Raw genomic sequence first — 22,153 nt, 5'->3', positions numbered from 1 at the left:
CGCACCGCCCAACTTCCCCGTCCACCGGGTCGATTACTGGAGAGTTCCATGTCCGCTGCCGCAGCCGCCACCGCCCCCGCCGACACCCCGGCCAAGCCCAAGAGCAAAAAGCTGCTGTTCATCCTGATCGGCGTGGTGGTGCTGGCACTGGCGGGCGCAGGCGGAGCCTACTTCCTGCTCAAGAAAAACACCGCTCAGCTCGACGAAGAAGACGAAGGTCACGCAGTCGAGCAGAGCCGCAGCGCACCCCGCACGCCTCCGATGTTTCTGCCCATGGACAACATGGTGGTCAACCTGGCCGATCCGGGTGGCAACCGCTTTGTGCAGCTGGGCATCACGCTGCAGGTGCAGGACTCCAAGACCAGCGACGAACTCAAGACCTACATGCCCACCATCCGCAGCGACGTGCTCAAGCTGATCTCGCAGCGCACCGCCGATGAAATGCTGCAGATCAGCGGCAAGGAAAAACTCTCCTACGACATCATCGCGCGCGTCTCCGCATTGATGGGCTACGAGCTCGACGAACCCAATGAACAGCCTGAAGGTGGCAAGAAAAAGCGCCGTGGTGCCCCACCCAACCCGGTGCAAGGCGTGCTGTTCTCCAGCTTCATTGTTCAATGATCAACCGTAGACGCGAGCGTCACCATGGCTGAATCGATTCTGTCCCAGGAAGAGGTCGATGCCCTTCTGGAAGGCGTCACGGGCGAGAGCCAGAAGCTTGAGCAGGAGGCCGCCCCTACCGATGGGATCCGTCCGTACAGCCTGTCTCAGCAGGAGCGAATCGTCCGCGGACGCATGCCGACGATGGAGATCGTCAACGAGCGTTTCTCGCGAAATCTTCGACTGGGCCTCTTCAACCTCATCAGACGCAGCCCCGAAATATCGGTGGGCGCAATCAAGGTGCAGAAGTACAGCGCGTTCCTTCGCGAGCTGGTGGTGCCCACCAACTTCAACATCATGGCGGTTCGACCACTGCGCGGCAACGGTCTGGTGGTTTGCGAACCGACCTTGCTGTTTGGCGTGATCGACAGCCTGTATGGCGGAAGCGGCAAGTTTCACACCCGTATCGAAGGACGAGACTTTTCGCCGACCGAGTTGCGAGTGATCGGCCGACTGATCGACGTGGTCTCCGAAGACTACAAGAAGGCTTGGCTAGGCATCTATCCCCTGGAGCTGGCCTACCAGCGCTCCGAGATGCAACCCCAGTTCGCCACCATCGCCACCCCCAGCGAGATCGTGGTGACCACCAGCTTCACACTTGAAATCGGAGACATCACTGGCTCGCTTCACATCTGCATTCCCTACGCCACCCTGGAGCCGATTCGAGACGTCCTGTATTCGACCGCTCAAGGGGACGCCATGGAAGTGGACCGCCGCTGGGTGCGGCTGCTCAGCCACGAAATCCAGGCCGCAGAGCTGTCGTTGGTGGCTGAGCTCGCCAGGACGGACGCCACCGTGGAGCAGCTGTTGGCCATGCAGGTGGGCGACTTTCTGGAGCTTGATCGTGCCTCAAGCGTGCAGGCGAAGGTAGAGGGGGTTCCGTTGTTCGAATGCCAATACGGTACCCACAAAGGCAAATACGCCTTGCGCATCGAGCGCAAGCTTCGCGGACCTGAATTGAACTGGCTGGGAGACTCCTATGGAAGCTGAAACCAACAACCAAGACGCCGTCACGGACGACTGGGCACAAGCCCTGGAGGAGCAAGCAAGCTCTGCCCGTGAGGAGGATGCCAACGACAGCGCACCCGATTTCGAAACCGCCAACGCGCCCGTCAAGAGCTCCTCTGCTGGCAGCGGTTCCGTCCAGGACATCCAGATGGTGCTGGATATTCCGGTGCAGCTCTCGGTGGAGCTGGGTCGAACCAAGGTGCCCATCAAACACATTCTGCAACTGGCTCAAGGCTCGGTGGTCGAGCTCGATGCGCTCGCCGGCGAACCTATGGACGTGCTGATCAACGGTTACCTGATCGCGCAGGGCGAGGTGGTGGTGGTGAACGAGAAGTTCGGCATCCGCCTGACCGACATCGTCACGCCATCGGAACGCATGCGGCGGGTATCGAGAGGCTGACCCCCGCGCCGGCTTCGCCGTCACCCCCCAGGGGGCGGCGCTGGCGGCCTGGCAAAGCCAGTCCCCGCTGCGCCCTGAGTCTGATCTACCTCGCGCCGCATCGGTCTTCTTTTTATCGGTTGTTTTTCCTTCAACTTTATGTTCCAAAACGCTTTGCCTGCTGTGGTGTTGCTGGTCGTGATGATCGGCGTCGCCTGGATGCTGCAGCGCTACCGGCGGCACCTGCCTGGCGCCGCCAGCCAGGGCGGACCGCGGCTGCAGGTGATGAACAGCCTGTCGCTCGGACCGCAGCAGCGCGTGGTCACGGTGCAGGTGGGAGAAGGCGACAACAGCCTGTGTCTGGTGCTGGGCGTCGCACCGGGCGGCATCACCGCCTTGCACAGCCTGCCTCTGCCTGCTTCCGACATGGCGGGGCCGCCACCGGGCGCCACTGCACCTTTGCAAGCCGGCGGCTTTGCCGCGCGCCTTGCACAGATCGCACAACTCAAGCCACAAGGCCCTCATGCACCGCGCTGAACCGTCCGCCCTGCCTCGCGCCGGCACTGTCGTCATCGGCCTGCTGCTGAGCCTGGTCGCAGGCGCGGCGCTGGCCCAGACCGGCCCTGCCCTTCCACCGGCCACTGGCGGCGCCTCGCTGCCGCTGGTGATCGGCCAGGGCGCGGGCAGCAACAGCTACTCGGTGCCGATCCAGACCCTGCTGTTCTTCACCGCGCTGTCGTTCCTGCCGGCTGTGTTGTTGCTCATGACGGGCTTCACCCGCATCGTCATCGTGCTCTCGCTGATGCGCCAGGCGCTGGGCACCCAGTCGGCGCCCCCGAACCAGGTGATCGTCGGCCTGTCGCTGTTCCTCACCCTGTTCGTGATGGGTCCCACGCTGGACAAGGTCTACCAGGATGCCTATGCACCCTACACCGCCAACCAGATCAGCTTCGAGCAGGCACTGGAAAACGGCCAGGCACCGATGCGCGCCTTCATGCTCAAGCAGACCCGCCAGTCGGACTTCGAGCTGTTCGCTCGGCTGGCCAAGCTCCCGAATGAGGTCACGGCTGAGACCGCGCCGTTTCGCGTCATCGTGCCCGCTTTCGTCACCAGCGAGCTCAAGACCGCGTTCCAGATCGGTTTCATGATCTTCATTCCTTTCCTGGTGATCGACATGGTGGTCGCCAGCGTGCTGATGTCGCTGGGCATGATGATGCTCTCGCCGGTGCTGGTGGCCCTGCCGTTCAAGCTCATGCTGTTCGTGCTGGCCGATGGCTGGAACATCCTGCTGGGCTCACTCGCAGCCAGCTTTGCGGTGTGACTGAGGCCCCCACGCTCCACCGCTGCGCGGGTCGCTGCCCCCCAAGGGGGCTGGGCCTGCCTTGGGGCGGCCCGGCGGCTGGCCCTTCTTGCCTCACCCCCACGCTCAGACGTTGCGCGGGTCGCCCCTTGCAGGGCGCGTCACGGCCGCAGGCCGTGCCTCTTCGGGCTGTCCGAGCCTGCGCAGGCAGGCTCGGAGCCGCGGCCCTCAGCCCCCCGAGGGGGCTGGGCCTGCCTTGGGGCGGCCCGGCGGCTGGCCCTTCTCGCCCTACACCCATGCTCCACCGCTGCGTGGCGCATTTCACCTTCAGTCGGGATCGCTGAGATGGAACCACAAGCCGCGCTCACCCTAGGCCAAAACGCGCTCTACATGCTGCTCATGATCGCCGCGCCGGTGCTGGCGACGGTGCTGGGTGTGGGTCTGCTGGTGAGCCTGTTCCAGGCCATCACCCAGATCCACGAAGCCACGCTGTCGTTCGTACCCAAACTCGTGGCGGCGATCGCGGTGTTCGCCATTGCGGGGCCGTGGATGCTGACCACCATGGTCGAGTTCATCCGCAGCACGATCCTGGCCATTCCGAGTTTTGCTGTATGAGCACGCCTCCCCCGCGCCGCCTTCGGCGTCACCCCCCAGGGGGCCACGCTGGCAGCCCGGCCAAGCCGGTTCTGCGGCGTTCTGGGATCGAGTGGCCTTCGTACCGCTCTAACGGGGTCGAAGCCCAAGCAAGCGCTGGCTGAACCCATGCCGACCTTCACCGAAGCCGACGTGATGGCGCTGGTCTCGCCGGTATTCTGGCCATTTCTGCGCATTCTGGCGGTGTTCTCCAGCGCGCCCATCTTCTCGGCACGCTCGGTACCGGTGCGCACGCGCGTGGCGCTGGCGTTTCTGATCGCGGTCTGCGCCCAGGCCGGTCTGGCCGATCAGCCGGTGATCGCGCTGACCGACCCGCGTGCGTTTTCGGTGGTGCTGCAGCAGGTGGTGATCGGCGTGGCGATCGGGTTGGCGGTACGCATCGTGTTTGCGTCGGTCGAGCTCGCCGGTGAGGTGATCGGTCTGCAGATGGGCCTGAACTTCGCCGGTTTTTTTGACCCGTCCACCAACGCCCAGACCAGCACCGTAGGACGGTTCTTCGGCAACATGACCATGCTGCTGTTCGTCATCCTGGGCGGGCACCTGATGCTGCTGCAGGCGGTGATCGCCAGCTTCAATACCTTTCCGCTCGACGGCAGCGCCTTCGATTCGATCAACCGGCTTCGCCTGCACGAACTGGGAGCGGTGGTGTTTCACTACGGACTGTGGATCGCCCTGCCCATGATCGGCATGCTGCTGTTCATCAACATCGTGCTGGGCTTTGTGTCGCGCATCGCGCCGCAGATGAATGCCTTCGCCATCGGCTTTCCGCTCACGCTCACGGCCGGCCTGATCGGCATCGCCGCGACCTTGCCCATGCTGGACCGGCCGGTGGTCTCGCTGCTGCGGCTGGCCACCAGCCTCTTCACCGGCTGACTGCGCCGATCCGGTCCGTCACTGCCAGCGCAGATCTCGAAGCTTCCAGTCGTCGCCCTCACGCCACCAGACCAGCTCCAGCGAGTAAGGTTCGGCGCGCTCTGGGATCAGTCCCTGAGCCCCAGTCACCAGCACCTGCGCGGTGGTGCGACCGACCCGCCCGCCACTGCCTTCATCTATGCGGGACTGGGCGTTGACCGCGATCACGCGCACCTGGTTGAAACGCAGGAACACCAGCGCCATCGTCTTGCGCGCCCACTCGGCATCGAGCTCGTCCTGCGCGCGAAATCGCAAGTCCAGCATGGCCAACACGTCATCCACCTCCTTGCCTTCGAGCGCGGCCTGCAGCCGCTGCACCGCCGCCTCCAGCACGGCTTGCGGATCGTCGGGCTTTCCACAGGCCAGCAGCCAAAGCGGCGCACTCGCCAGCCAGGCGCGGCGCGACCATGTCGCCGCAGTGCTCATCCCTTTCTCCAGGTGCCGTCGCCTGATTGGCAACTGGCCTCGGTGTCCTTGAGCGCTGACGCGTCCCGAAGGTGGCAGAGGCTGCTCATGGGTGCGCCGAAGAGTTTTTCGCACACGCCCCAGGCCCCGGTGGGGCAGGCCGCCAGGTCGGCGATCTTGGCGGGCTGGTCGCCGAACTGGACCGTGAACTCGGACAGACCTCTGCAACCTTCCACGAATTTCACCTGCGGCACCCCGTTGTTTGACATGCAGTTCTTGATCAGGGTTTTCTGCCCCATCATGGTGAAGCTGCCTTCGGGCAGGCAGCCTTTGCCGCTGGCGTGGGCGGGGCCGAGAACCGCCAGCGTGGCGGCAAGAACGAGGCTGTAGCGAAGCAGCATGAGATCGAATCGCGGGTGAAAAACCAGCACCCCAGTGCAAGACGGTGAGCACCTCCATCCGGTGGGCGTGGCCAACGCTCGCCGCCAGGGCTGTGCCTTCAAACCAGGTTGTTGCGGATCGCGTAGACCGTGAGTTCGGCGTTGTTGGCCAGGTGCAGCTTGTCCAGCACGCGGGCACGGTAGACGCTCACCGTCTTGGGGCTGAGCATCAGCTCTTCCGCGATCTCCGAGAGCTTCTTGCCCGAGGCGATCTTCTGCAGCGTCTGCATCTCGCGCTCGGACAGGCTGGCGTGCAGTTCTTCGTTCTCGGGCGCGCTCAGGTTGTCGACCAGCATCTGGGCCACCTCGGGCGTGACGTATTTGCGCCCTTGCTGCACCGTGCGAATCGCTTCGATCATCTCGGCCGGCTCACCCGCCTTGTTGAGGTAGCCGCGCGCGCCGGCGCGCAGACAACGGATGGCGTACTGGTCTTCCGGGTACATCGACACGACCAGCGCCTTGACCGCAGAGCCCTCCTCCCTCAGCGTGGCCAGCACCTCCAGCCCGCCGCGCCCAGGCATGTTGAGGTCCAGCACCAGCACGTCGCACGGCGTCTTTCGAAGCTGCTCGCGCAGCTCGGGGTAGCTGCCCGCCTCGCCTACCACCTGGATGTCGACCGCCTCCGAGATGGTGTCGCGGATGCCGCGGCGCACCACCGCATGGTCGTCACACAAAACCACCTTGATCATGCTGTTGTTCCTCATTCACGTCGTCGTGCGCCGGGTGGCTCACGGTATGCAGCGGCACCGACAGGATCACCGAGGTACCCCGCGGTGAGGTGCTGATGTCGAGCCAGCCGTCGACCTTGGCTGCGCGCTCCCTGAGTCCGAGCAGGCCAAAGGACTTGGCCTTGCGCAAGGCCTGTGCACTCATGCCCTGGCCATTGTCGTTGACCTCCAGCGTGAGCACGCCCTCGCGATCGCTCAGGTCGATGTCGACCGCAGTGGCATGGGCATGCTTGGATACATTGGTGAGCGCTTCCTGGGCCGTGCGGTAAGCCACCAGCTGCAGCTCGCGCGAGACCTCGATCACCTCGGACGAACGGCGCACCACCACGGGCGTACCGGTGCGGCGCTCAAAGCTGGAAGCCAGCCACTGAACCGCCGCCACCAGGCCCTGGTCGAGGATGGGTGGACGCAGATTCAGCATGATGCGCTGGCTCGCGCCCAACGCGTGCTGCAGCATCTCCATCGCCGAGACAACATGGCGCTGCAGCTCTTCATCCTGTGCGTGTCGGCCAACCCAGGCCAGATCGAGCTTGACGGCGGCCAGCGCACCGCCAATATCGTCGTGGATTTCGCGCGCGATGTCGGCCCGCTCCTGCTCGATACCGGTCTGCAGGTGCTCGGCCAGCTCGGCCAGGCGCTGGCGCGAGTCGGCCAGCTCGGCGTCGGCATGTACCTTGGCGCGGCGCGTCTCGCTGACCTCCAGCGCGCGCTCGATCACGTGCGCCAGGCGGTGCATGTTGTCCTTGAGCAGGTAGTCGCTCACACCCCGGTGCATGGCGTCGACCGCCGCGGCTTCGCCGATGGCCCCCGACAGCACCACAAAAGGCAGATCAGGCCGCAGCTTGCGCGCGATTTCCCACGCGTCCAGACCTGTGAAACCCGGCAGGTGGTAATCGGCCAGCACCACGTCGTAGGCGTTGGAGCCGAGCTGGATTTCGAAGTCTTCCATGGTGTCCACCAGCGTCAGCTCGCAAGCCATCTGGCTTCGCTGCAGCGCGAACTTGACCAGCGCATGGTCCACCCGGGAGTCCTCCAGATGCAGGATGCGCACCAAAGGTCTGGGTGGGGAGGGTTCAGGCGTCGCGCTCATGGGGCATCGGTCGGGTCGGTCAGGGGCGACGGGGCTGGGATCGGGGAGATCAAGGGGCGAAATGGTGCTGCATTTGCCCGGTAATCGGCCGATAAGGAAGTCTGCAGCTGCAGAAAATTGTACTGCCCGCCCAAACCGATGCATCGATATCCACCCCATGTCACACCAGATATGAGCAACCCATCCGCCTCCCCTTCCGTTTCTCTGCCGGTGGCCCTGGTGGCCGACGTCCAGGACGCCTTGATGATGGCCATGACCGATCTCAAGCGCCTAGAAGGCCTGCTGGATCACGCCACAGGCAACCTGCTGGAACGCTTCGGATCGGCCAACCACGCCCTGGCCGAACTGATCAGCGAGGATCACCAGGCCGTGGGGCGTATGCGCGAAAGCCTGCACCAGGCCGTCACCGAGTTGCAGTTCCACGACATGGCCACGCAGCTGATCGTGCACACCGGCAAGGTCTTGCAAGGCTGCACCTGGAAGCTGGCCGAGGAGGCCATGGCCCCCGAAGACGGCGAATTGCCCGTGACCGTGGAAATCCTGCCCGAGCGGCCCAGCCCGGTAACCCAGAGCGAGATGGACGCTGGCGCCATCGAGCTCTTTTGAGATCAGACGATCTCAAGCCCCAACACTTTTTGCCGATACCTCTCTGACTGACGGAGTACACCCATGCAATCGATTCTTGCCGTAGACGACTCGGCTTCCATGCGAAAGATGGTGGCGTTCACCCTGACCGGGGCCGGTTTCCACGTGGTGGAAGCGGTTGACGGTCAGGACGCCTTCGAAAAAGCGCAGCACCACAGCATCGATCTGGTGCTGACCGACCAGAACATGCCACGACTGGATGGCCTGGGGCTCACGCGCAAGCTGCGTGACCACCCCAAATTCAAGACCATCCCCATTCTGATCCTGACCACCGAGTCGAGCGACCAGATGAAGCAGGCCGGGCGCAGCGCAGGGGCCACTGGCTGGCTGGTCAAGCCCTTCGACCCGACCCGTCTCATAGAGGTGATCCACAAGGTCATCCGCTGACCTCCGCCCCCAGACGATCCCCTCAGCGACATCGACCAGGAGCCCCCCATGGGTGACATGACCACCGAAGGCCAAAGTGCCAACGGCAATTTCGACCTGACCCAGTTCTACCAGATCTTCTTTGAAGAAGCTGGTGAGAACCTGGACCAGATGGAGCAGATGCTGCTGCAGCTGGATCTGGAAGCAGCCGACGACGAAGAGCTCAACGCGATCTTCCGCTGTGCGCACTCCATCAAGGGCGGCGCCGCCACCTTTGGCTTTGCCGACGTGGCCGAGCTCACCCACCAGATGGAGTCGCTGCTGGACAAGCTGCGCCGCCACGAGCTGCAGCCGACTGCTGCCATGGTCGACGTGTTGCTGGAATCCTCCGACGCCTTGCGCCTGCTGCTGGCCCAACACCAGGGCAAACGGGTCGATGCGCCCGCTACCGCCAATCTGGTGGGTCGCATCAGCCAGCTCGCCCAGGGCGGCCCGAGCCTGCCCGGCGCGGCGACCTCCCAGGCGACCGCACCTGCTGCACCTGCTGCACCTGCTGCGCCCGCCGTGGTCGTCAGCGCCCCCGCCCAAGCAGGCTTGCGACAGCTCGAACTGCACATCGGTCCACTCGATCAGCCGAACCAAGCCGACGGCATCGCCGAGCTGTTTCGCGACATTCCCGGTCTGGGCGTGATCGAGCCCCTGCCCTGCGACCAAAGCGACAAGCGCGTCTACCGCGTCCAGACCTCAGCCAGCGACACCGATCTGCTGGATCTGTTCACCTTCCATGTGAGCAAAGAGCAGATCGCCATCCACGATCTCGCTGCTGCGACGCAGGTCGATTCGCCTTCCCCGCCGGTCAGCCATGCGCCATCCTCCGATGGCGCCAGCGATTTTGGTTTCTTCGACGGCGCCCCGGGTTCGCCCAGCGACGCCAGCCAGCCCGCTGCCGCCGCGAGTGAGCCGGTGATCACGCCCATGGCGAACAAGACCGCGCCGCGGCCTGAGGCTCGCGCACCCAGCACCAGCTCTATGGAATCGAGCACGCTGCGCGTCTCCGTCAGCAAGGTGGACCAGCTGATCAACCTGGTCGGTGAGCTCGTTATCACCCAGGCCATGCTGGCACAAAAGAGCCGTGAGCTCGACAGCGCCGCCAACCAGCCTCTGCTGGCCGGGCTGGCCGACCTGGACCGCAACACGCGCGACCTGCAGGAAGCCGTGATGTCGATCCGCATGATTCCGATGTCAGTGGTGTTCAACCGCTTTCCCCGCATGCTGCGCGACCTCACCGCCAAGCTGGGCAAAAAGGTGGATCTCATCACCCACGGCGAGTCGACCGAACTCGACAAGGGTCTGATCGAAAAGATCACCGACCCGCTCACCCACCTGATCCGCAACAGCGCCGACCACGGCATTGAGATGCCCGAGGAACGCCGTGCCAAAGGCAAGCCCGAGCAAGGCACCATCACACTTTCGGCCAGCCACCAGGGCGGCTCCATCCTGATCGAGGTGCGCGACGACGGCAAAGGCCTTTCGCGCGCGAAGCTGCTGAGCAAGGCGCGCGAAAAGGGCATGGACGCGCCAGATTCGCTCAGCGACACCGAGGTCTGGAACCTGATCATGGCGCCTGGCTTCTCCACCGCCGAAACCGTGACAGATGTCTCCGGCCGCGGCGTCGGCATGGACGTGGTCAAGAAAAACATCCTGTCGCTTGGCGGCACAGTCGAGATCGATTCCGCCGAAGGCTACGGCATGCGCGTGTCGGTGCGCCTGCCGCTGACCCTGGCCATCATGGACGGCATGACGGTGCGCGTCAGCGACGAGGTCTACATCCTGCCGCTGGCTTCGGTGATCGAATCGTTCCAGATCCGCGCCAGTGATGTCAGCACGGTCGCTCAAGGTGCGCGCCTGGTCAAGGTGCGCGAAGAGTACATGCCGGTGATCGAGCTGGAGCAGGTATTCCAGGTACCCCGCTTCGAGTTCAACGCCAGCAGCCCGATCATGGTGGTGGTGGAAGCCGAGGGATCTCGCGCGGCGCTGATGGTGGACGAGCTCATCGGCCAGCAGCAGGTGGTGATCAAGAACCTCGAATCCAACTACCGCAAGGTGCCCAACGTATCAGGCGCCACCATCCTCGGCGACGGCAAGGTTGCCCTGATCCTGGATACCTCGGGCCTGGTGCGGCGCACACGCCACTGACCCCCGCGCCCGACCCTTTCCAGGACACCCCATGCTGCAGCCGTCTCCTTCCCTCGCGCGTCCACCGCGCCCATTGCCCGCGCCGCGGCTGATCGAGCCCGGTCCGCTGTCGGCGGAGCGAGAGTTCGTCTGGAGCGATGCCGATTTCGAGCGCATCAAGCGCCTGATCTACCAGAAGGCCGGCATCAGCCTGCACGACGGCAAACACGCCATGGTCTACAGCCGCGTATCGCGTCGCCTGCGCGAAACCGGTCACACCAGTTTCAGCAGCTACCTGGACTGGCTGGAGAAACATGATGGCAGCGAGTGGCAGAGCTTCATCAACGTGCTCACCACCAACCTCACCGCCTTCTTCCGCGAGCAGCACCACTTCGAGGTGCTGAGCGAGATGCTGAACGCCGAAAGATCGCGTCCCTGGCGCATCTGGTGCTCGGCTGCCTCCACCGGCGAAGAACCGTATTCGATCGCCATGACGGCCACCGAGGCGCTGGGTGCCTCCGGATCGTTTGAACTGCTCAACAGCGACATCGACACCCAGGTGCTGGCCACGGCCGAACGCGGTGTGTACAAGGCCGATGGCGTCAAAGGTCTGAGCCCGGAGCGCGTCCAGCGATTCTTCATGCGCGGCAAGGGTGGCAACGCCGGGCTGATGCGCATCAAGCCCGAGTTGCGCAAATCCATGGGTTTCCAGACGGTCAACCTGATCCAGGAACTGCCGTTTCGTGACCCGTTCGACATCGTGTTCTGCCGCAATGTGATGATCTATTTCGATGCCGCGACGCAGCGCCAGGTGCTGGAGCGCATCCACCGCGTCATGAAACCTGGTGGCAAGCTATTTGTCGGACACGCGGAAAACTTCAGTGATGCACGCCATCTGTTTGTGCTGCGCGGAAAGACGGTGTACGAACGTGTTTGACACCCGATCAGCCGCGCAACCACCCCGCGCCAGCCCCATCACGACCACCCCGCCGCCCCGCCTGGGTGTGCCCGCAGGTTCGCGCGTCGATCTGCTCAAGCAGCAAAAACCCAAGCCGGGCGAGGCATCTTTCTTCTATCACGACCACCATTTCCGGGTCGATACCGTCAAGGTGCTGCCGGGCGAGTACTACGTGACCCGCGACGACATGATGGTCATGACCGTACTCGGCTCTTGCATCGCAGCCTGCATCTGGGACCCTCAGGCGCGGGTCGGTGGCATGAATCATTTCATGCTGCCCGAGGGTGGCGGCGATACGTCTGGGCGCTATGGCTCCTACGCCATGGAGCTGCTGATCAACGAAATGCTCAAGCTCGGCGCCCGACGCGAGGCGATGCAGGCCAAGGTTTTTGGTGGTGGTCAGGTGATGCACAGCTTCACCACCATGAACGTGGGCGAGCGCAACACCGAGTTCGTGCTCGACTACCTGCATACCGAGCGCATCGCGATCGTCTCCAAGGACGTGCTCGACATCCATCCACGCAAGGTCTGCTACTTCCCGGTCACCGGCAAGGCCATGGTCAAGCGCCTGGCGCACTCTCACCCCGAGACTCTGGCCACGCAGGAGCGCAAGGGACTTGCTTCGGTGGTGGTCAAGGCCGCAGTAGGAGGATCGGTGGACCTTTTCTGAGCAGCCCGGCTGCGCTGCACTCGGCCCTACTGGATGCGATCCGGTTCAGGGTGTTACGGGTCAAGGCGGCATCTTGGGAGACCGACAGGACACGATGGTTTAGGGGATCAACATGACAAGAAAAACTTCGGTGGTGGTGGTTGACGACTCGGCGCTGGTGCGAAGCCTGCTGACCGAAATCATCAACCGCCAGCGGGACATGGTGTGTGTGGGTGCAGCCAGCGACCCTCTGGTGGCGCGCGAGATGATCCGCGAGCTCAACCCGGACGTAATCACGCTGGACGTGGAGATGCCACGCATGGACGGTCTTGAGTTCCTATCGCGCCTGATGCGCCTGCGGCCGATGCCGGTGCTCATGGTCTCGACGCTCACTGAGCAGGGCGCCGAGGTCACTCTGCGAGCGCTGGAACTCGGTGCGGTGGACTTTGTCGCAAAGCCGCGCATCGGCGTGACAACTGGCCTGAATGAGCTCGCCAGCGACATCGTCGAAAAGATCCGAATCGCCGCCAGCGCCAAAGTGGGCCGCCACAAGAGCGGGTCGCTGAGCAGTGCCAGCAGCGCACCGCCCGATGCACCGGTGATCAGCGCGCCTCTGCCCCGCCTGTCGACCGAAAAGGTCATCTGCATCGGCGCTTCCACCGGCGGCACCGAAGCGATCCGCGAGGTGCTCACGCCGATGCCGGCCGACTCGCCTGCCATCGTGATCACGCAACACATGCCGCCGGGCTTCACCACAAGCTTCGCGGCCCGCCTCAATTCGCTCTGCCGCATCCGTGTGGCCGAGGCCCGCCACGGCGATCGCCTCTTGCCGGGTCACGCCTACCTGGCACCCGGCGGGCACCACCTGCGCATCGATCGCAGCGGATCCAACTACGTCGCTGTGGTCGAAGACACCGAACCGGTGAACCGGCATCGACCCTCGGTGGAGGTGCTGTTTCGATCGGCCGCGCGCGTGCTCGGTCCCAATGCCCTGGGCGTGATGCTGACCGGCATGGGTGGCGATGGTGCCCAGGCCATGCGCGAAATGAAAGATGCGGGCAGCTACAACCTGGTGCAGGACGAAGCGAGCTGTGTGGTCTTCGGCATGCCGCGCATGGCCATTCAGTGCGGCGCCGCTCACGAAGTGCTTCCGCTGACGCAGATCGCACCTGCCTTGCTCGAACGCTTGTCCAGCACCACCACCGCGGTTCGTCACCGCATCTGAGTTCCCTTCCCACGCATTTTTCTCCCCATTCAAAGGAATCCTCATCATGAAACGTCGCCATTTTTCCGCCCTGCTGCTCGTGACCGGTCTGGGCGTTTCCAGTGCAACCATGGCGCTCAAGCCACCCACCGAGCGGCCGGTGCTCACGGTCAGCGGCAAGATCGGCTTGAAGAACGCGGGGGACAAAGCCCGCTTCGACATGAAGATGATGGAAGCGCTTCCCCAACACAGCTTCACCACCCGCACGCCCTGGTACGACAAGCCCGTGAAATTCACCGGACCGCTGCTGGCGGACGTGCTGGCAGCGGTGAAGGCCAGCGGCAGCACGGTGAGTGCCGTGGCGATCAACGACTACAAGATCAGCATTCCGGTGGCCGACACCACCCGGCACAAAGTCATCGTGGCGCGGCTGCTCGATGACCAGCCGATGCCGGTGCGCGAAAAAGGCCCTCTGTTCGTTGTCTATCCGTTTGACGACAGCAGCGAACTGCGCTCCTCCACCTACTACGAGCGTTCCATCTGGCAGCTCAAGGCACTTGACGTGCAATGAAGCCCCTCATGCCCAACCTGTCAACCTGGCAGCGGCGTCACTGGCTCACCGCGATCGCGGTGATGCTGGCGGTGACGCTTACGCCACTGGGCTGGATCCAGTGGCAGCAGTTGCGCTTGCTGGACGATGTGTCCACCAACCAGGTCGACTCCATCATGTGGCAGGCCTACCAGCTGGAACGCGAGCTGTCCCGACTAGACCAGGTGCTGATCCAGACTGAGCGCGAGCCCGCTTCGGCGGATCCTTATGAGCTGCAGGCGCGCTACGAAGTGTTCCTCAGCCGCATCGACCTGATCACCCGGATCCCGCGGCGCGATCTGCTGGAAGGCTCGGTAGAGTACCAGCAGGCGATTGGCTCTGTTCGCGATTTCACCGCCCTGGCCGATCCGCTGTTTGCCCAGCCCGAAAGCCTGGCCGCCACACCCGCTTCGATCGCGCAGCTGGATCAGGCCATCCAGGGGCTGCTGCCCCAGCTCTCTGAGCTGACCCGCCAGGCCAACCGCGCCGTCGCCCGCTTTCTGGACGAACGCAACTCGCAGCTCCAGCAACAGAGCAGACTCGTGATTGCGCTGGCGGCGGTTCAGTGCGTGGTGATGCTGCTCTTTGTCAGTTTGCTGGTCGGCCATATCCGAAGACAGCAGCAGCAGTACAGCGCACTGCAGTCGCTCAACGCCGCGGTGGCCGAAGCGCGCGACCAGGCGGAGGCGGCCAACCGGGGCAAGAGCGTGTTCCTGGCCAACATGAGTCACGAGATCCGCACACCGTTTCAGGGCTTGCTGGGCATGCTCAACCTGATGGATGAGCCCAACCTCACTGGCCATCAGCGCGACTACCTGCAGACTGCACGCGATTCCGCCCTGCACCTGCTGGGTGTGCTCAACGACATCCTCGATGTCTCGACCATGGAGTCGGGCACGCTCAAACTGTCGGTGGCACCGGTGCATATTCAAACGGTGGTGCAGGAGGTCGATGGCCTCATGCAGGTGGCCGCGCGCGACAAGGGGCTTGAGCTGGACATCTGCGTCGCCCCCGATCTGCCCACCTGGGTCGAGGCCGACGCCACGCGCCTGCGCCAGATCCTCTTCAACCTGATCAACAACGCCATCAAGTTCACGCCAGCCGGTGAGGTCAGGGCCGAGCTTCGCCGCCGCGCCGATGGCGCAGCGGGTGTGGAGATCCGGGTCAGCGACACCGGTGTCGGCATGGACCCGACCACCGTGTCCCAGCTGTTCACCCGCTTCTACCAGGCCGACAATTCGCTGCGCCGGCGCATTGGCGGCACCGGTCTGGGGCTGGAGATCTCGCGCAACCTGGCCCGCATGATGGGCGGCGACATCGAGGTCATCAGCAGCCCCGGCGTGGGGTCTGTATTCACCGTCAGCCTGGCGCTGACCGAGACCGATCCGCCCGAGGCGGGCGTGAGCAGCCACATGGGCTTGGCGCCCAGCCGGAGTCTGCGCGTGCTGGTGGCCGAAGACCACCCGATCAACCTCAAGTACATGAGCATCCTGCTGCAGAAGATGGGTCACGATGCCACGTTCTGCGAGAACGGCGAGGAGGCGCTGCAGTTGCTGGCAAGCCTGCCCTTTGACGTGGTGCTGCTGGACTATCACATGCCGCTGCTCGATGGGCTGGCGACGACCGAGGCCATCCGCCGCCTGGGTGGCTCCACCGGGGACATCCCGGTGATCCTGGTCACTGCCGATGTGGTGAACGACACCCGCAAGCGGGCGCTGGAAGTGGGCGTCTCCGAATTCACCAGCAAGCCCTTGCAGGCTGACGAACTCAAGCGCGCGCTTCGCCGGTGCGGCCTGCTCGACCCCACCGCCGCGGACGACACGCCAGCGCGTGCCAGCAGCGCTGCACCGCTGTCGGCCAGTGAGCTGCCGGTTCGTCTGCAAAGACCGATCGTGCCGCGCGAAGTCGTGATCGATGCCGAGTCTTACCGGGAGATCCTTTCCATGATGCCCGACGAGTCGATGAACGAGATGCTTGAGACCTTGTTTGAACCGCCCGAAGGCACCTTGCACGTGCTGCTGGCTGCGCTCAAGGGCAAGGATCGCGCCGACATCCAGTACAACGCCCACAAGCTCAAGGGCACGGCGATGCTGCTGGGTTTTCGTGCCATCGTGAAGACGGCAGAGCTGATTGAGCAACTGGCCAGCGACAGAGAAGGCCCGCCCCTGCCAACCGGTCTGGATATGCAGCTCATCCACGACATGGAGGCCACGCAGCTCTCGTTGCGGCAGTTCGAGTCGGTGAGCCCGATCTGATCCTTACACACCACACGGGTGGTGCAGACCCAAAAAAAGACCCCGAATGCGTCAGCGCATTCGGGGTCTTTTTTTGGAGCTGGAGTGCCTGCGCGCCGGAACTGGCTTCAGACCCGGCGGCTGATCAGGGCGCCAGGCTCCATCGGCTCCAGGCTGCTGTTGCCCCGCTCATCGTAGGCCACGGGCACACGGCCGTCATTCATTGCGGTGGGCAAGGCGCGCTCCTGCGGCTGCACTGGCCAGGGTAGCGAGAGCTGTTCAGCTGGCTGCGAGCGACCTGGGGCGCGCTCCGCAGCCCCACCCGCGGCGCCGCTGACCGGTGATGCACCGCCTGCGGCGTCATCATCGCGACCCAGCACCCGGTCCACCACCGCCGCACTCGCTTTCCAGACATTGGTCAGCACGGACTGAAGCTGCTCGCGCCGCGCGGCCTCCGCGGCTTGCTGAGCCGCTTCCTGCTCGGCGCGCTGTTCGGCATCGGCTTGCGACAGCCGCTCTGCCTGCGCGGTGCTCGTGCTGCGCAGAGCGCCGGTGGAATCTTCTTCCTGGCCGGACCTGCGCGGCAATATCGGTGCCGATTCGGACTCGGGCCGACGACGACCCTGGCGGGACGCCTGCGTTTCAGGGTCGGCGCCAGCGCCAGACTGCCCATTGCGGCCACTTTCCTGCACGGGACGGATGGGCGCCACGGCGGCCACCGCGGCGGGCGACTGCGCAGCCTGCGGGGTCCAGACCGCGGGCAGCTGGGTGGAAATGTTGATCATGGAAAACCCCCTCTTTCACGGGTCCTGGAGCAAGACTTTCCAGGTGTTCCTGAGGGATTTCGGCCGCTTAAGCGCCGACTTGAGGGGTATTTCGCCGCCAGTTCAGGCCTTCAGGATGGTGTTCAGAGCTACCACGATGGGCGTTCGGGTCCCAAACGGGGTGGCTGGCGGGCCTGCTGGCGCATCGGGAGCCAGCACGCACATGCAGGCCAACGGGTGCGTCAGACGCCCGTTTGAGACCGAATCCTTGCGGACCCTCGCTAGGACCTGTTCAGAGTCGCCTCGGCACCCGGGCCTCGCATCGAGCCCTCGGTGCCCGGCTACCGCTACGCGGTGAATTCGCGCTCGTGCATCCAGGCGGCGTGCTTGGGCGCGCGCTTGGTCTTGGACCATTCTTCGAGCATGTCCCACTTCACGTCGTCGAGCTTCTTCATCATCTCGGGCGTGGCGGTATTGGCAGCCAGCTCCAGGCGGTGGCCGTTGGGATCGAAGAAGTAGATGCTCTTGAAGATGGTGTGGTCGGTGATGCCAATCACCGGGATGCCAGCAGCCTCCAGCCGCGCTTTGGCGGTCTCCAGCACCTGAACCGACTCCACCTCGAGCGCGATGTGCTGTACCCATTCCGGCGTGTTGGGGTCGCGACCCATCTCGGGTGAGTTCGGCAGCTCGAAGAAGGCGAGCACATTGCCGCCGCCCGCATCCATGAACAGGTGCATGTAGGGATCGGGGGCGTGGGTGGACGGCACATGGTCCTCGGCGATGGCCAGCACGAAGTCCATGTCGAGGTGCTTGCGATACCACTCGACGGTTTCCTTGGCGTCGCGGCAGCGGTAGGCCACATGGTGGATCTTGCGGATGTTGAGCATGGGGAAGGTCTCCTGAATGGAAGGAAAGGGCAGCGGATCAGCACACCGCGTGGAACAGTCGTCTGGCGTTCAGGCCAGGTTCTCTCGCGCGATCGCCAAGGCTTCTTTGAGAGCGGCGATGTCACCCACCTGATTGGCCAGCAGCAGGATCAGCTTGGCGTTGAGCAGCTGGCTTTGTTCGTCGCTGAGGCCGCGGTGGGCGTCGATCAGCGCTTCGTAAAAGTCGTCGCCGGGAGTGAAGTCGCGGAAATAGCGCTGGCCGGGCTCGGCGAGATTGGGTTGAAGTTGCAAGGGCATAGGGTGCTCCGGGTTCACTCGGTAACGGTTTCACCGACGCGCCGACTGGCCGCGCTGTGAGCCATTTCGTGACCGGTCGCGCGGCGCAAAGCCGCCTGCAGACGTCCGGGATCGAAGGTACGCCAGCGCGCGGCCACATGCTGGTCGGGGCGGATCAGATAGACGCTGCCGGGGCGGGCGTCGAGCCGCTGCGCCATCAGGCCGTCCCGGTCGTGCAGCGTGACGCTGTCGGCAGGGGTTGCGCCGGCGTGAGCCATGACCCAGATCACCTCCACCGGTATGGCCTGGGCAGCCAGCGCTGCGCTTTGCGCCTGCAACTCGGCAAGCGCACCGCCAATGGCCTCGATCCGGTCCACAAACGCGAGCAACACAATGCGGTTGCCCAGCTGGTCGAGCAGCCAGGTGTCTTGCCCGGCCATGCGCACCGGGGCGTCGTCCAGCGGCGCGCCGGGCACCATGTCGCCCGCGAACACATCGGTATCGGGCGTATTGAGCGCGGAATTGACCAGGAACGAGGGCATGCTCAGGCGCCCTGAGTTGACCAGCTTGCGCGCAAACGGCTGGCTGCGAGCAAGCTCCAGCGCGGCGTTGCGAAACAGCTTGCTGACTGCACTCTTGGGCGTGATGAAGTCGGTGGATCGGGTGGAGTTGCGAATGTTCTCATCGGCGGCGTAGACGCGGTCGGTGTCGTAGCTGTCGAGGAGTACGGCGGGCGCCAGGCCCTTGATGACCAGCGCGAGTTTCCAGATCAGATCGTCGGTGTCCTGAAAGCCAGAGTTGGCGCCGCGCGCACCAAACGGCGACACCTGGTGCGCCGCGTCTCCGGCAAACAGCAGGTGGCCGTGGCGAAACTGCGTCATGCGCCGACACTGGAAGGTGTAGATGCTGGCCCACTCCAGTTCAAACTCGCGCTCATCGCCCAGCATCGCCTTCACACGCGGCAGGATGTTTTCCGGCTTCTTCTCTTCCTCCGGATCGGCATCCCAGCCAAGCTGAAAGTCAATGCGCCAGACGTTGTCACTCTGTTTGTGCAGCAGCACCGACTGGTTGGGGTGGAACGGCGGATCGAACCAGAACCAGCGCTCGGCCGGAAAGTCGGCCTTCATGACCACGTCGGCGATCAGGAAGCGGTCTTTGAACACATGGCCTTCGATGTCCAGCCCGAGCTGGCGGCGCACATTCGAGCGCGCGCCGTCGGCCACGATCAGCCAGTCGGCCTCGATGTCGAAGGCACCATCGGGCGTTTCCAGGCTGACGCGCGCGCCGTCTTCCAGCGGCGTCACGCCGGTCACCTGGTATTTCCAGCGCAGGTCCACGCCGAGAGCTTCGGCGCGCCGCACCAGCGCCTCTTCCAGGTGGTACTGCTGCAGGTTGATCATGCCGGGGCGCTTGTGGCCAGCGTCGGGCACGAGATTGAAGCGGTAGACCTCTTCTTCGCGCAGAAAGGTGCGGCCCACATTCCAGCTCACACCCTTGTTCACCACCTCCTCGCCCACCCCCAGGCGATCCAGGATTTCCAGCGCCCGCTTGGCGTAGCAGACGGCGCGCGAGCCGAAAGACACACTGTCGTCCTCGTCGAACACGATCACGTCCAGGCCGTGTTGCCGCGCGTCGATGGCGGCGGCCAGGCCGACCGGGCCGGCGCCGATGATCACCAGCGGGCGGCGCCGGGGCGCGTCGGCCATGAGGTCGTGGGGCGCTCGGTACGGAAAAGTCGGGTACTGGTAGGTGGCCATGCGGGCGGGGCTCCAATGCGGCGCGTCACGCCGAAGCGATGGCAGCGGCAGCGCGCCCAGACTGTACCTCAAAGTTCCGTATTAGTAAATTCGTTTCTCTAAACGTAATCTGGACACATAACCAGCACGATACGCGCCGCGCGACCGCTCGGCACCAGCCGCACAGGCGAAAAAAAGCCAGGCCGCGCTGGCGGCCTGGCTGGTTCGGGGTCACTCAGTCGCGGGGGGTCGACTCAGGGTGAGCTTTCACCAGGGTGACCGGCACGGGCGAGGCCTGCACCATTTCCTGCGACACCGAGCCCATCACCACCGCGCGCAGGCCAGCACCGCGCGCCGACATGATCACGGCGTCACAGCCCTGGCGCTCGATGACCTCGACCAGCATGTGCGCCGGGTCACCGGTGCTCACGTCCTGCACCACCTGCTGACCCGCCGCCTGCAGAAACTTCACAGCCAGGCGCATCAGGTCGTAACCGGCCTCTTCGCTCACCTTTTGCAGCACGCCCGGGTCGTGGGCGACCACCAGCTCGTACAGATTGGCGGTTTCTTGCACATTGGCCACCACGAAGCGGGCCTTGAGGCCAGCGCCCACCAGTTGCAGGGCGTGGTGCACGGCCTGCAAGGATGGCTCGGAGCCGTCGACGGGAATAAGAATGTTCAGCATGGGTCTCCTGGATCTTCAGTGAGGGCATTGATTGCGCACGCCCCATTGACGTTCGATCTGCTCGGCCACCTCGCTGCACTGGTTGAAGCCCATCGGTTTTTTCGATGTCCGAGTTCACCCCCAGATCGTACGCCGCCTTGAGGTCGCGGTCTTCCCGCAACGAATTCAGCACACCCAACAGGATGCATCGAAAACGTTCATGTACCTTGAGTAGCCTCAACACCTCAGGCCATTGACCTTGGGCAGGTTGATGTCCAGCAGGATCACCGCCGCCAGCGCTTCACGGGCGTCGAGCAAGCCGTTTGCAGGTGGTGTCGGCTGCACAAAGTGCCCCAAGGCCTGTTCACCCGCAGATTCCGCACAGCATCGACCGGAAGCCGACGTCGCCCGCGTGCGCCAGTCTTCAGGTCGGTCGGTCGAGCGACTGGCGCAACCAGCTCAGGAGTGCCGCGTCGTCTTGCTCGGTGAGTCCCGCAGCCATGGCCTGGGCAAACGCCGCAGCGGTCTGCGCCCCCAGCGGCCCGGTAAAACCCGCTCCCTGCGCCGCCTCCACCGCCAGGCGCGTGTCTTTGCCCAGCAGGCTCATGTGGGCGCGCGGCAACATGTCACCGGCCAGGGCCCGGCGCAACCGGTCCGAACCGATCCAGCTCTGGCCGCTGGAGCGTTCGATCACGTCCAGCGTGGTGGAGAGGTCAAGACCCAGACGATCGGCAAGGGCAAGGGCTTCGGCGGCACCCATCAGGTTGATACCCGCCAGCAGGTTGTTCACCAGTTTCGTGCGTGCGCCGTCGCCCACGCGGTCGCTGATGCGAAAGCGCTGACTGGACAGGGCCGCGAGCAAGGCTTCGTGGCGAAGCAGGAGGTCATCGGCTCCAGCCAGCATCAGGCTCATGCTGCCGTCGAGCGCACGCGCCGGGCCGCCGGACATGGGGGCGTCGATGCAGCCGATGCCAAGCGCCTGCAACTCGGCAGCCAGCTGCACGGTGTCATGGGGTGCGATCGTGGGGCACAGCATGACCGCCTGCCCGCGGCGAAGTCCCGGCGCAGCGCCCTCGGGGCCGAACAACACCTCGCGGGTCTGCGCGGCGTCCACCACGCAGACGATCAGCAAGCCCTCGTCCCCTAAAGCCTGCGCCGCGTCCAGCGGCAGTGCGGCCAGACGGGCACCTGCATTCTGCGCCTGACACTGTCGCTCGGGGTCGATGTCACACACCACCACCGACCACCCCAGACCGACCAGCCGCGCGGCCATGGCGCCCCCCATGTTGCCCGCACCAACGATCGCCACCTGAGCCCTCGACACCGCGTCTGTTATCGGCTCGCGATGCGGCGAAGCGTGAGGGTCACCAGGACTGCCGCCGGGCCGCCCCAAGGCAGGCCCAGCCCCCTCGGGGGGCAGCGACCCGCGA

General features: G+C 64.6%; 25 protein-coding genes. 15 read left to right on the top strand and 10 right to left on the bottom strand.

Annotated features, from left to right (window positions below; all coding sequences use genetic code 11):
* Positions 1-48: 48 nt before the first annotated feature.
* The 7 genes from QUV25_RS05495 (at position 49) to fliR (ending at position 4,874) form a co-directional block, all read left to right on the top strand.
* Positions 49-621, top strand: a complete 573-nt coding sequence (locus tag QUV25_RS05495) for a flagellar basal body-associated FliL family protein (RefSeq protein ID WP_300862144.1) — start codon at positions 49-51, stop codon at positions 619-621.
* A 24-nt stretch (positions 622-645) separates the two neighbouring features.
* Positions 646-1,650 (top strand): flagellar motor switch protein FliM, encoded by a 1,005-nt coding sequence (fliM, locus tag QUV25_RS05490; protein ID WP_300862141.1) that lies wholly within the window; start codon positions 646-648, stop codon positions 1,648-1,650.
* Entirely contained in the window at positions 1,640-2,068 is a 429-nt protein-coding gene (gene fliN / locus QUV25_RS05485) for a flagellar motor switch protein FliN (protein WP_300862139.1), read from the top strand. Before fliM ends, fliN begins: the two co-directional genes overlap by 11 nt.
* Before the next feature lie 138 nt (positions 2,069-2,206).
* Positions 2,207-2,584 carry a flagellar biosynthetic protein FliO gene (locus QUV25_RS05480; protein WP_300862137.1) on the top strand — a complete coding sequence of 126 codons (378 nt, stop codon included), beginning with the start codon at positions 2,207-2,209 and terminating at the stop codon, positions 2,582-2,584.
* Positions 2,571-3,368 carry a flagellar type III secretion system pore protein FliP gene (gene fliP, locus QUV25_RS05475; RefSeq protein WP_300862134.1) on the top strand — a complete coding sequence of 266 codons (798 nt, stop codon included), beginning with the start codon at positions 2,571-2,573 and terminating at the stop codon, positions 3,366-3,368. The genes QUV25_RS05480 and fliP overlap by 14 nt, the downstream gene beginning before the upstream one ends.
* A gap of 324 nt (positions 3,369-3,692) precedes the next feature.
* Positions 3,693-3,962, top strand: coding sequence for a flagellar biosynthesis protein FliQ (gene fliQ / locus QUV25_RS05470; RefSeq protein WP_300862131.1), 270 nt, complete (start codon positions 3,693-3,695; stop codon positions 3,960-3,962).
* A 147-nt stretch (positions 3,963-4,109) separates the two neighbouring features.
* On the top strand, positions 4,110-4,874 hold the full coding sequence (gene fliR / locus QUV25_RS05465; RefSeq protein ID WP_300862129.1) for a flagellar biosynthetic protein FliR: 765 nt from the start codon (positions 4,110-4,112) through the stop codon (positions 4,872-4,874).
* An 18-nt stretch (positions 4,875-4,892) separates the two neighbouring features.
* Here fliR and QUV25_RS05460 read toward each other — a convergent pair whose 3' ends face one another.
* The 4 genes from QUV25_RS05460 to QUV25_RS05445 form a co-directional block, all read right to left on the bottom strand.
* The gene (locus QUV25_RS05460) at positions 4,893-5,339 is read right to left on the bottom strand and encodes a hypothetical protein (RefSeq protein WP_300862126.1); all 447 of its coding nucleotides are present in this window, start codon (positions 5,337-5,339) and stop codon (positions 4,893-4,895) included.
* Positions 5,336-5,719 carry a hypothetical protein gene (locus tag QUV25_RS05455; protein ID WP_300862123.1) on the bottom strand — a complete coding sequence of 128 codons (384 nt, stop codon included), beginning with the start codon at positions 5,717-5,719 and terminating at the stop codon, positions 5,336-5,338. The genes QUV25_RS05460 and QUV25_RS05455 overlap by 4 nt, the downstream gene beginning before the upstream one ends.
* Before the next feature lie 98 nt (positions 5,720-5,817).
* A complete protein-coding gene (locus tag QUV25_RS05450) occupies positions 5,818-6,447 on the bottom strand; it encodes a response regulator transcription factor (RefSeq protein WP_300862120.1) in 630 nt (209 codons plus the stop codon).
* Complete coding sequence (locus QUV25_RS05445; protein ID WP_300862117.1) at positions 6,425-7,576, bottom strand: response regulator; 1,152 nt, start codon at positions 7,574-7,576, stop codon at positions 6,425-6,427. Before QUV25_RS05445 ends, QUV25_RS05450 begins: the two co-directional genes overlap by 23 nt.
* A 171-nt stretch (positions 7,577-7,747) precedes the next feature.
* On the opposite strand from QUV25_RS05445, the gene QUV25_RS05440 reads away from it, so the two are divergent.
* From QUV25_RS05440 to QUV25_RS05405, 8 genes are all read left to right on the top strand, one after another.
* Entirely contained in the window at positions 7,748-8,182 is a 435-nt protein-coding gene (locus QUV25_RS05440) for a hypothetical protein (RefSeq protein ID WP_300862114.1), read from the top strand.
* 63 nt (positions 8,183-8,245) lie between these two features.
* Positions 8,246-8,608, top strand: a complete 363-nt coding sequence (locus QUV25_RS05435) for a response regulator (RefSeq protein ID WP_300862112.1) — start codon at positions 8,246-8,248, stop codon at positions 8,606-8,608.
* Positions 8,609-8,656: 48 nt separating this feature from the next.
* Positions 8,657-10,783 carry a chemotaxis protein CheW gene (locus QUV25_RS05430; protein WP_300862109.1) on the top strand — a complete coding sequence of 709 codons (2,127 nt, stop codon included), beginning with the start codon at positions 8,657-8,659 and terminating at the stop codon, positions 10,781-10,783.
* A gap of 31 nt (positions 10,784-10,814) precedes the next feature.
* Positions 10,815-11,699 carry a CheR family methyltransferase gene (locus QUV25_RS05425; RefSeq protein WP_300862108.1) on the top strand — a complete coding sequence of 295 codons (885 nt, stop codon included), beginning with the start codon at positions 10,815-10,817 and terminating at the stop codon, positions 11,697-11,699.
* On the top strand, positions 11,692-12,390 hold the full coding sequence (gene cheD, locus QUV25_RS05420) for a chemoreceptor glutamine deamidase CheD (RefSeq protein WP_300862107.1): 699 nt from the start codon (positions 11,692-11,694) through the stop codon (positions 12,388-12,390). The genes QUV25_RS05425 and cheD overlap by 8 nt, the downstream gene beginning before the upstream one ends.
* A 112-nt stretch (positions 12,391-12,502) precedes the next feature.
* Positions 12,503-13,594: a chemotaxis response regulator protein-glutamate methylesterase gene (locus QUV25_RS05415; RefSeq protein ID WP_300862104.1), complete on the top strand. Its 1,092-nt coding sequence runs from the start codon at positions 12,503-12,505 to the stop codon at positions 13,592-13,594.
* 46 nt (positions 13,595-13,640) lie between these two features.
* The gene (locus QUV25_RS05410) at positions 13,641-14,144 is read left to right on the top strand and encodes a hypothetical protein (protein ID WP_300862102.1); all 504 of its coding nucleotides are present in this window, start codon (positions 13,641-13,643) and stop codon (positions 14,142-14,144) included.
* A gap of 8 nt (positions 14,145-14,152) precedes the next feature.
* Positions 14,153-16,417: an ATP-binding protein gene (locus QUV25_RS05405; RefSeq protein ID WP_300862101.1), complete on the top strand. Its 2,265-nt coding sequence runs from the start codon at positions 14,153-14,155 to the stop codon at positions 16,415-16,417.
* Between the two features lie 107 nt (positions 16,418-16,524).
* Here the strand turns inward: QUV25_RS05405 and QUV25_RS05400 are convergent, their stop codons facing one another.
* The 6 genes from QUV25_RS05400 to QUV25_RS05375 all read right to left on the bottom strand — a co-directional run.
* On the bottom strand, positions 16,525-17,181 hold the full coding sequence (locus tag QUV25_RS05400) for a hypothetical protein (RefSeq protein WP_300862099.1): 657 nt from the start codon (positions 17,179-17,181) through the stop codon (positions 16,525-16,527).
* Between the two features lie 326 nt (positions 17,182-17,507).
* Positions 17,508-18,047 carry a VOC family protein gene (locus QUV25_RS05395; RefSeq protein ID WP_300862097.1) on the bottom strand — a complete coding sequence of 180 codons (540 nt, stop codon included), beginning with the start codon at positions 18,045-18,047 and terminating at the stop codon, positions 17,508-17,510.
* 69 nt (positions 18,048-18,116) lie between these two features.
* The gene (locus QUV25_RS05390; RefSeq protein WP_300862095.1) at positions 18,117-18,344 is read right to left on the bottom strand and encodes a DUF2783 domain-containing protein; all 228 of its coding nucleotides are present in this window, start codon (positions 18,342-18,344) and stop codon (positions 18,117-18,119) included.
* 14 nt (positions 18,345-18,358) lie between these two features.
* The gene (locus QUV25_RS05385) at positions 18,359-20,080 is read right to left on the bottom strand and encodes an FAD-dependent oxidoreductase (RefSeq protein WP_300862092.1); all 1,722 of its coding nucleotides are present in this window, start codon (positions 20,078-20,080) and stop codon (positions 18,359-18,361) included.
* Between the two features lie 214 nt (positions 20,081-20,294).
* Positions 20,295-20,744 carry a universal stress protein gene (locus QUV25_RS05380; RefSeq protein WP_300862090.1) on the bottom strand — a complete coding sequence of 150 codons (450 nt, stop codon included), beginning with the start codon at positions 20,742-20,744 and terminating at the stop codon, positions 20,295-20,297.
* A 403-nt stretch (positions 20,745-21,147) separates the two neighbouring features.
* A partial coding sequence (locus tag QUV25_RS05375; RefSeq protein WP_366945638.1) for an NAD(P)-dependent oxidoreductase occupies positions 21,148-22,153 on the bottom strand: 1,006 nt, incomplete at its 5' end.

The sequence above is a fragment of the Hydrogenophaga sp. genome, assembly GCF_030373245.1.
Classification (GTDB): Bacteria; Pseudomonadota; Gammaproteobacteria; order Burkholderiales; family Burkholderiaceae_C; genus Hydrogenophaga.
Note: the sequence above shows the minus strand (reverse complement) of the source record. Positions and strands in the feature narration are given on the sequence as shown.

What these genes read in the sequence shown, in the direction of transcription:
- QUV25_RS05495 (WP_300862144.1), top strand. Translation starts at nt 49, where the DNA reads ATGTCCGCTGCCGCAGCCGCCACCGCCCCCGCCGACACCCCGGCCAAG.
- fliM (WP_300862141.1), top strand. Translation starts at nt 646, where the DNA reads ATGGCTGAATCGATTCTGTCCCAGGAAGAGGTCGATGCCCTTCTGGAA.
- fliN (WP_300862139.1), top strand. Translation starts at nt 1,640, where the DNA reads ATGGAAGCTGAAACCAACAACCAAGACGCCGTCACGGACGACTGGGCA.
- QUV25_RS05480 (WP_300862137.1), top strand. Translation starts at nt 2,207, where the DNA reads ATGTTCCAAAACGCTTTGCCTGCTGTGGTGTTGCTGGTCGTGATGATC.
- fliP (WP_300862134.1), top strand. Translation starts at nt 2,571, where the DNA reads ATGCACCGCGCTGAACCGTCCGCCCTGCCTCGCGCCGGCACTGTCGTC.
- fliQ (WP_300862131.1), top strand. Translation starts at nt 3,693, where the DNA reads ATGGAACCACAAGCCGCGCTCACCCTAGGCCAAAACGCGCTCTACATG.
- fliR (WP_300862129.1), top strand. Translation starts at nt 4,110, where the DNA reads ATGCCGACCTTCACCGAAGCCGACGTGATGGCGCTGGTCTCGCCGGTA.
- QUV25_RS05460 (WP_300862126.1), bottom strand. Translation starts at nt 5,339, where the DNA reads ATGAGCACTGCGGCGACATGGTCGCGCCGCGCCTGGCTGGCGAGTGCG.
- QUV25_RS05455 (WP_300862123.1), bottom strand. Translation starts at nt 5,719, where the DNA reads ATGCTGCTTCGCTACAGCCTCGTTCTTGCCGCCACGCTGGCGGTTCTC.
- QUV25_RS05450 (WP_300862120.1), bottom strand. Translation starts at nt 6,447, where the DNA reads ATGATCAAGGTGGTTTTGTGTGACGACCATGCGGTGGTGCGCCGCGGC.
- QUV25_RS05445 (WP_300862117.1), bottom strand. Translation starts at nt 7,576, where the DNA reads ATGAGCGCGACGCCTGAACCCTCCCCACCCAGACCTTTGGTGCGCATC.
- QUV25_RS05440 (WP_300862114.1), top strand. Translation starts at nt 7,748, where the DNA reads ATGAGCAACCCATCCGCCTCCCCTTCCGTTTCTCTGCCGGTGGCCCTG.
- QUV25_RS05435 (WP_300862112.1), top strand. Translation starts at nt 8,246, where the DNA reads ATGCAATCGATTCTTGCCGTAGACGACTCGGCTTCCATGCGAAAGATG.
- QUV25_RS05430 (WP_300862109.1), top strand. Translation starts at nt 8,657, where the DNA reads ATGGGTGACATGACCACCGAAGGCCAAAGTGCCAACGGCAATTTCGAC.
- QUV25_RS05425 (WP_300862108.1), top strand. Translation starts at nt 10,815, where the DNA reads ATGCTGCAGCCGTCTCCTTCCCTCGCGCGTCCACCGCGCCCATTGCCC.
- QUV25_RS05415 (WP_300862104.1), top strand. Translation starts at nt 12,503, where the DNA reads ATGACAAGAAAAACTTCGGTGGTGGTGGTTGACGACTCGGCGCTGGTG.
- QUV25_RS05410 (WP_300862102.1), top strand. Translation starts at nt 13,641, where the DNA reads ATGAAACGTCGCCATTTTTCCGCCCTGCTGCTCGTGACCGGTCTGGGC.
- QUV25_RS05405 (WP_300862101.1), top strand. Translation starts at nt 14,153, where the DNA reads ATGCCCAACCTGTCAACCTGGCAGCGGCGTCACTGGCTCACCGCGATC.
- QUV25_RS05400 (WP_300862099.1), bottom strand. Translation starts at nt 17,181, where the DNA reads ATGATCAACATTTCCACCCAGCTGCCCGCGGTCTGGACCCCGCAGGCT.
- QUV25_RS05395 (WP_300862097.1), bottom strand. Translation starts at nt 18,047, where the DNA reads ATGCTCAACATCCGCAAGATCCACCATGTGGCCTACCGCTGCCGCGAC.
- QUV25_RS05390 (WP_300862095.1), bottom strand. Translation starts at nt 18,344, where the DNA reads ATGCCCTTGCAACTTCAACCCAATCTCGCCGAGCCCGGCCAGCGCTAT.
- QUV25_RS05385 (WP_300862092.1), bottom strand. Translation starts at nt 20,080, where the DNA reads ATGGCCACCTACCAGTACCCGACTTTTCCGTACCGAGCGCCCCACGAC.
- QUV25_RS05380 (WP_300862090.1), bottom strand. Translation starts at nt 20,744, where the DNA reads ATGCTGAACATTCTTATTCCCGTCGACGGCTCCGAGCCATCCTTGCAG.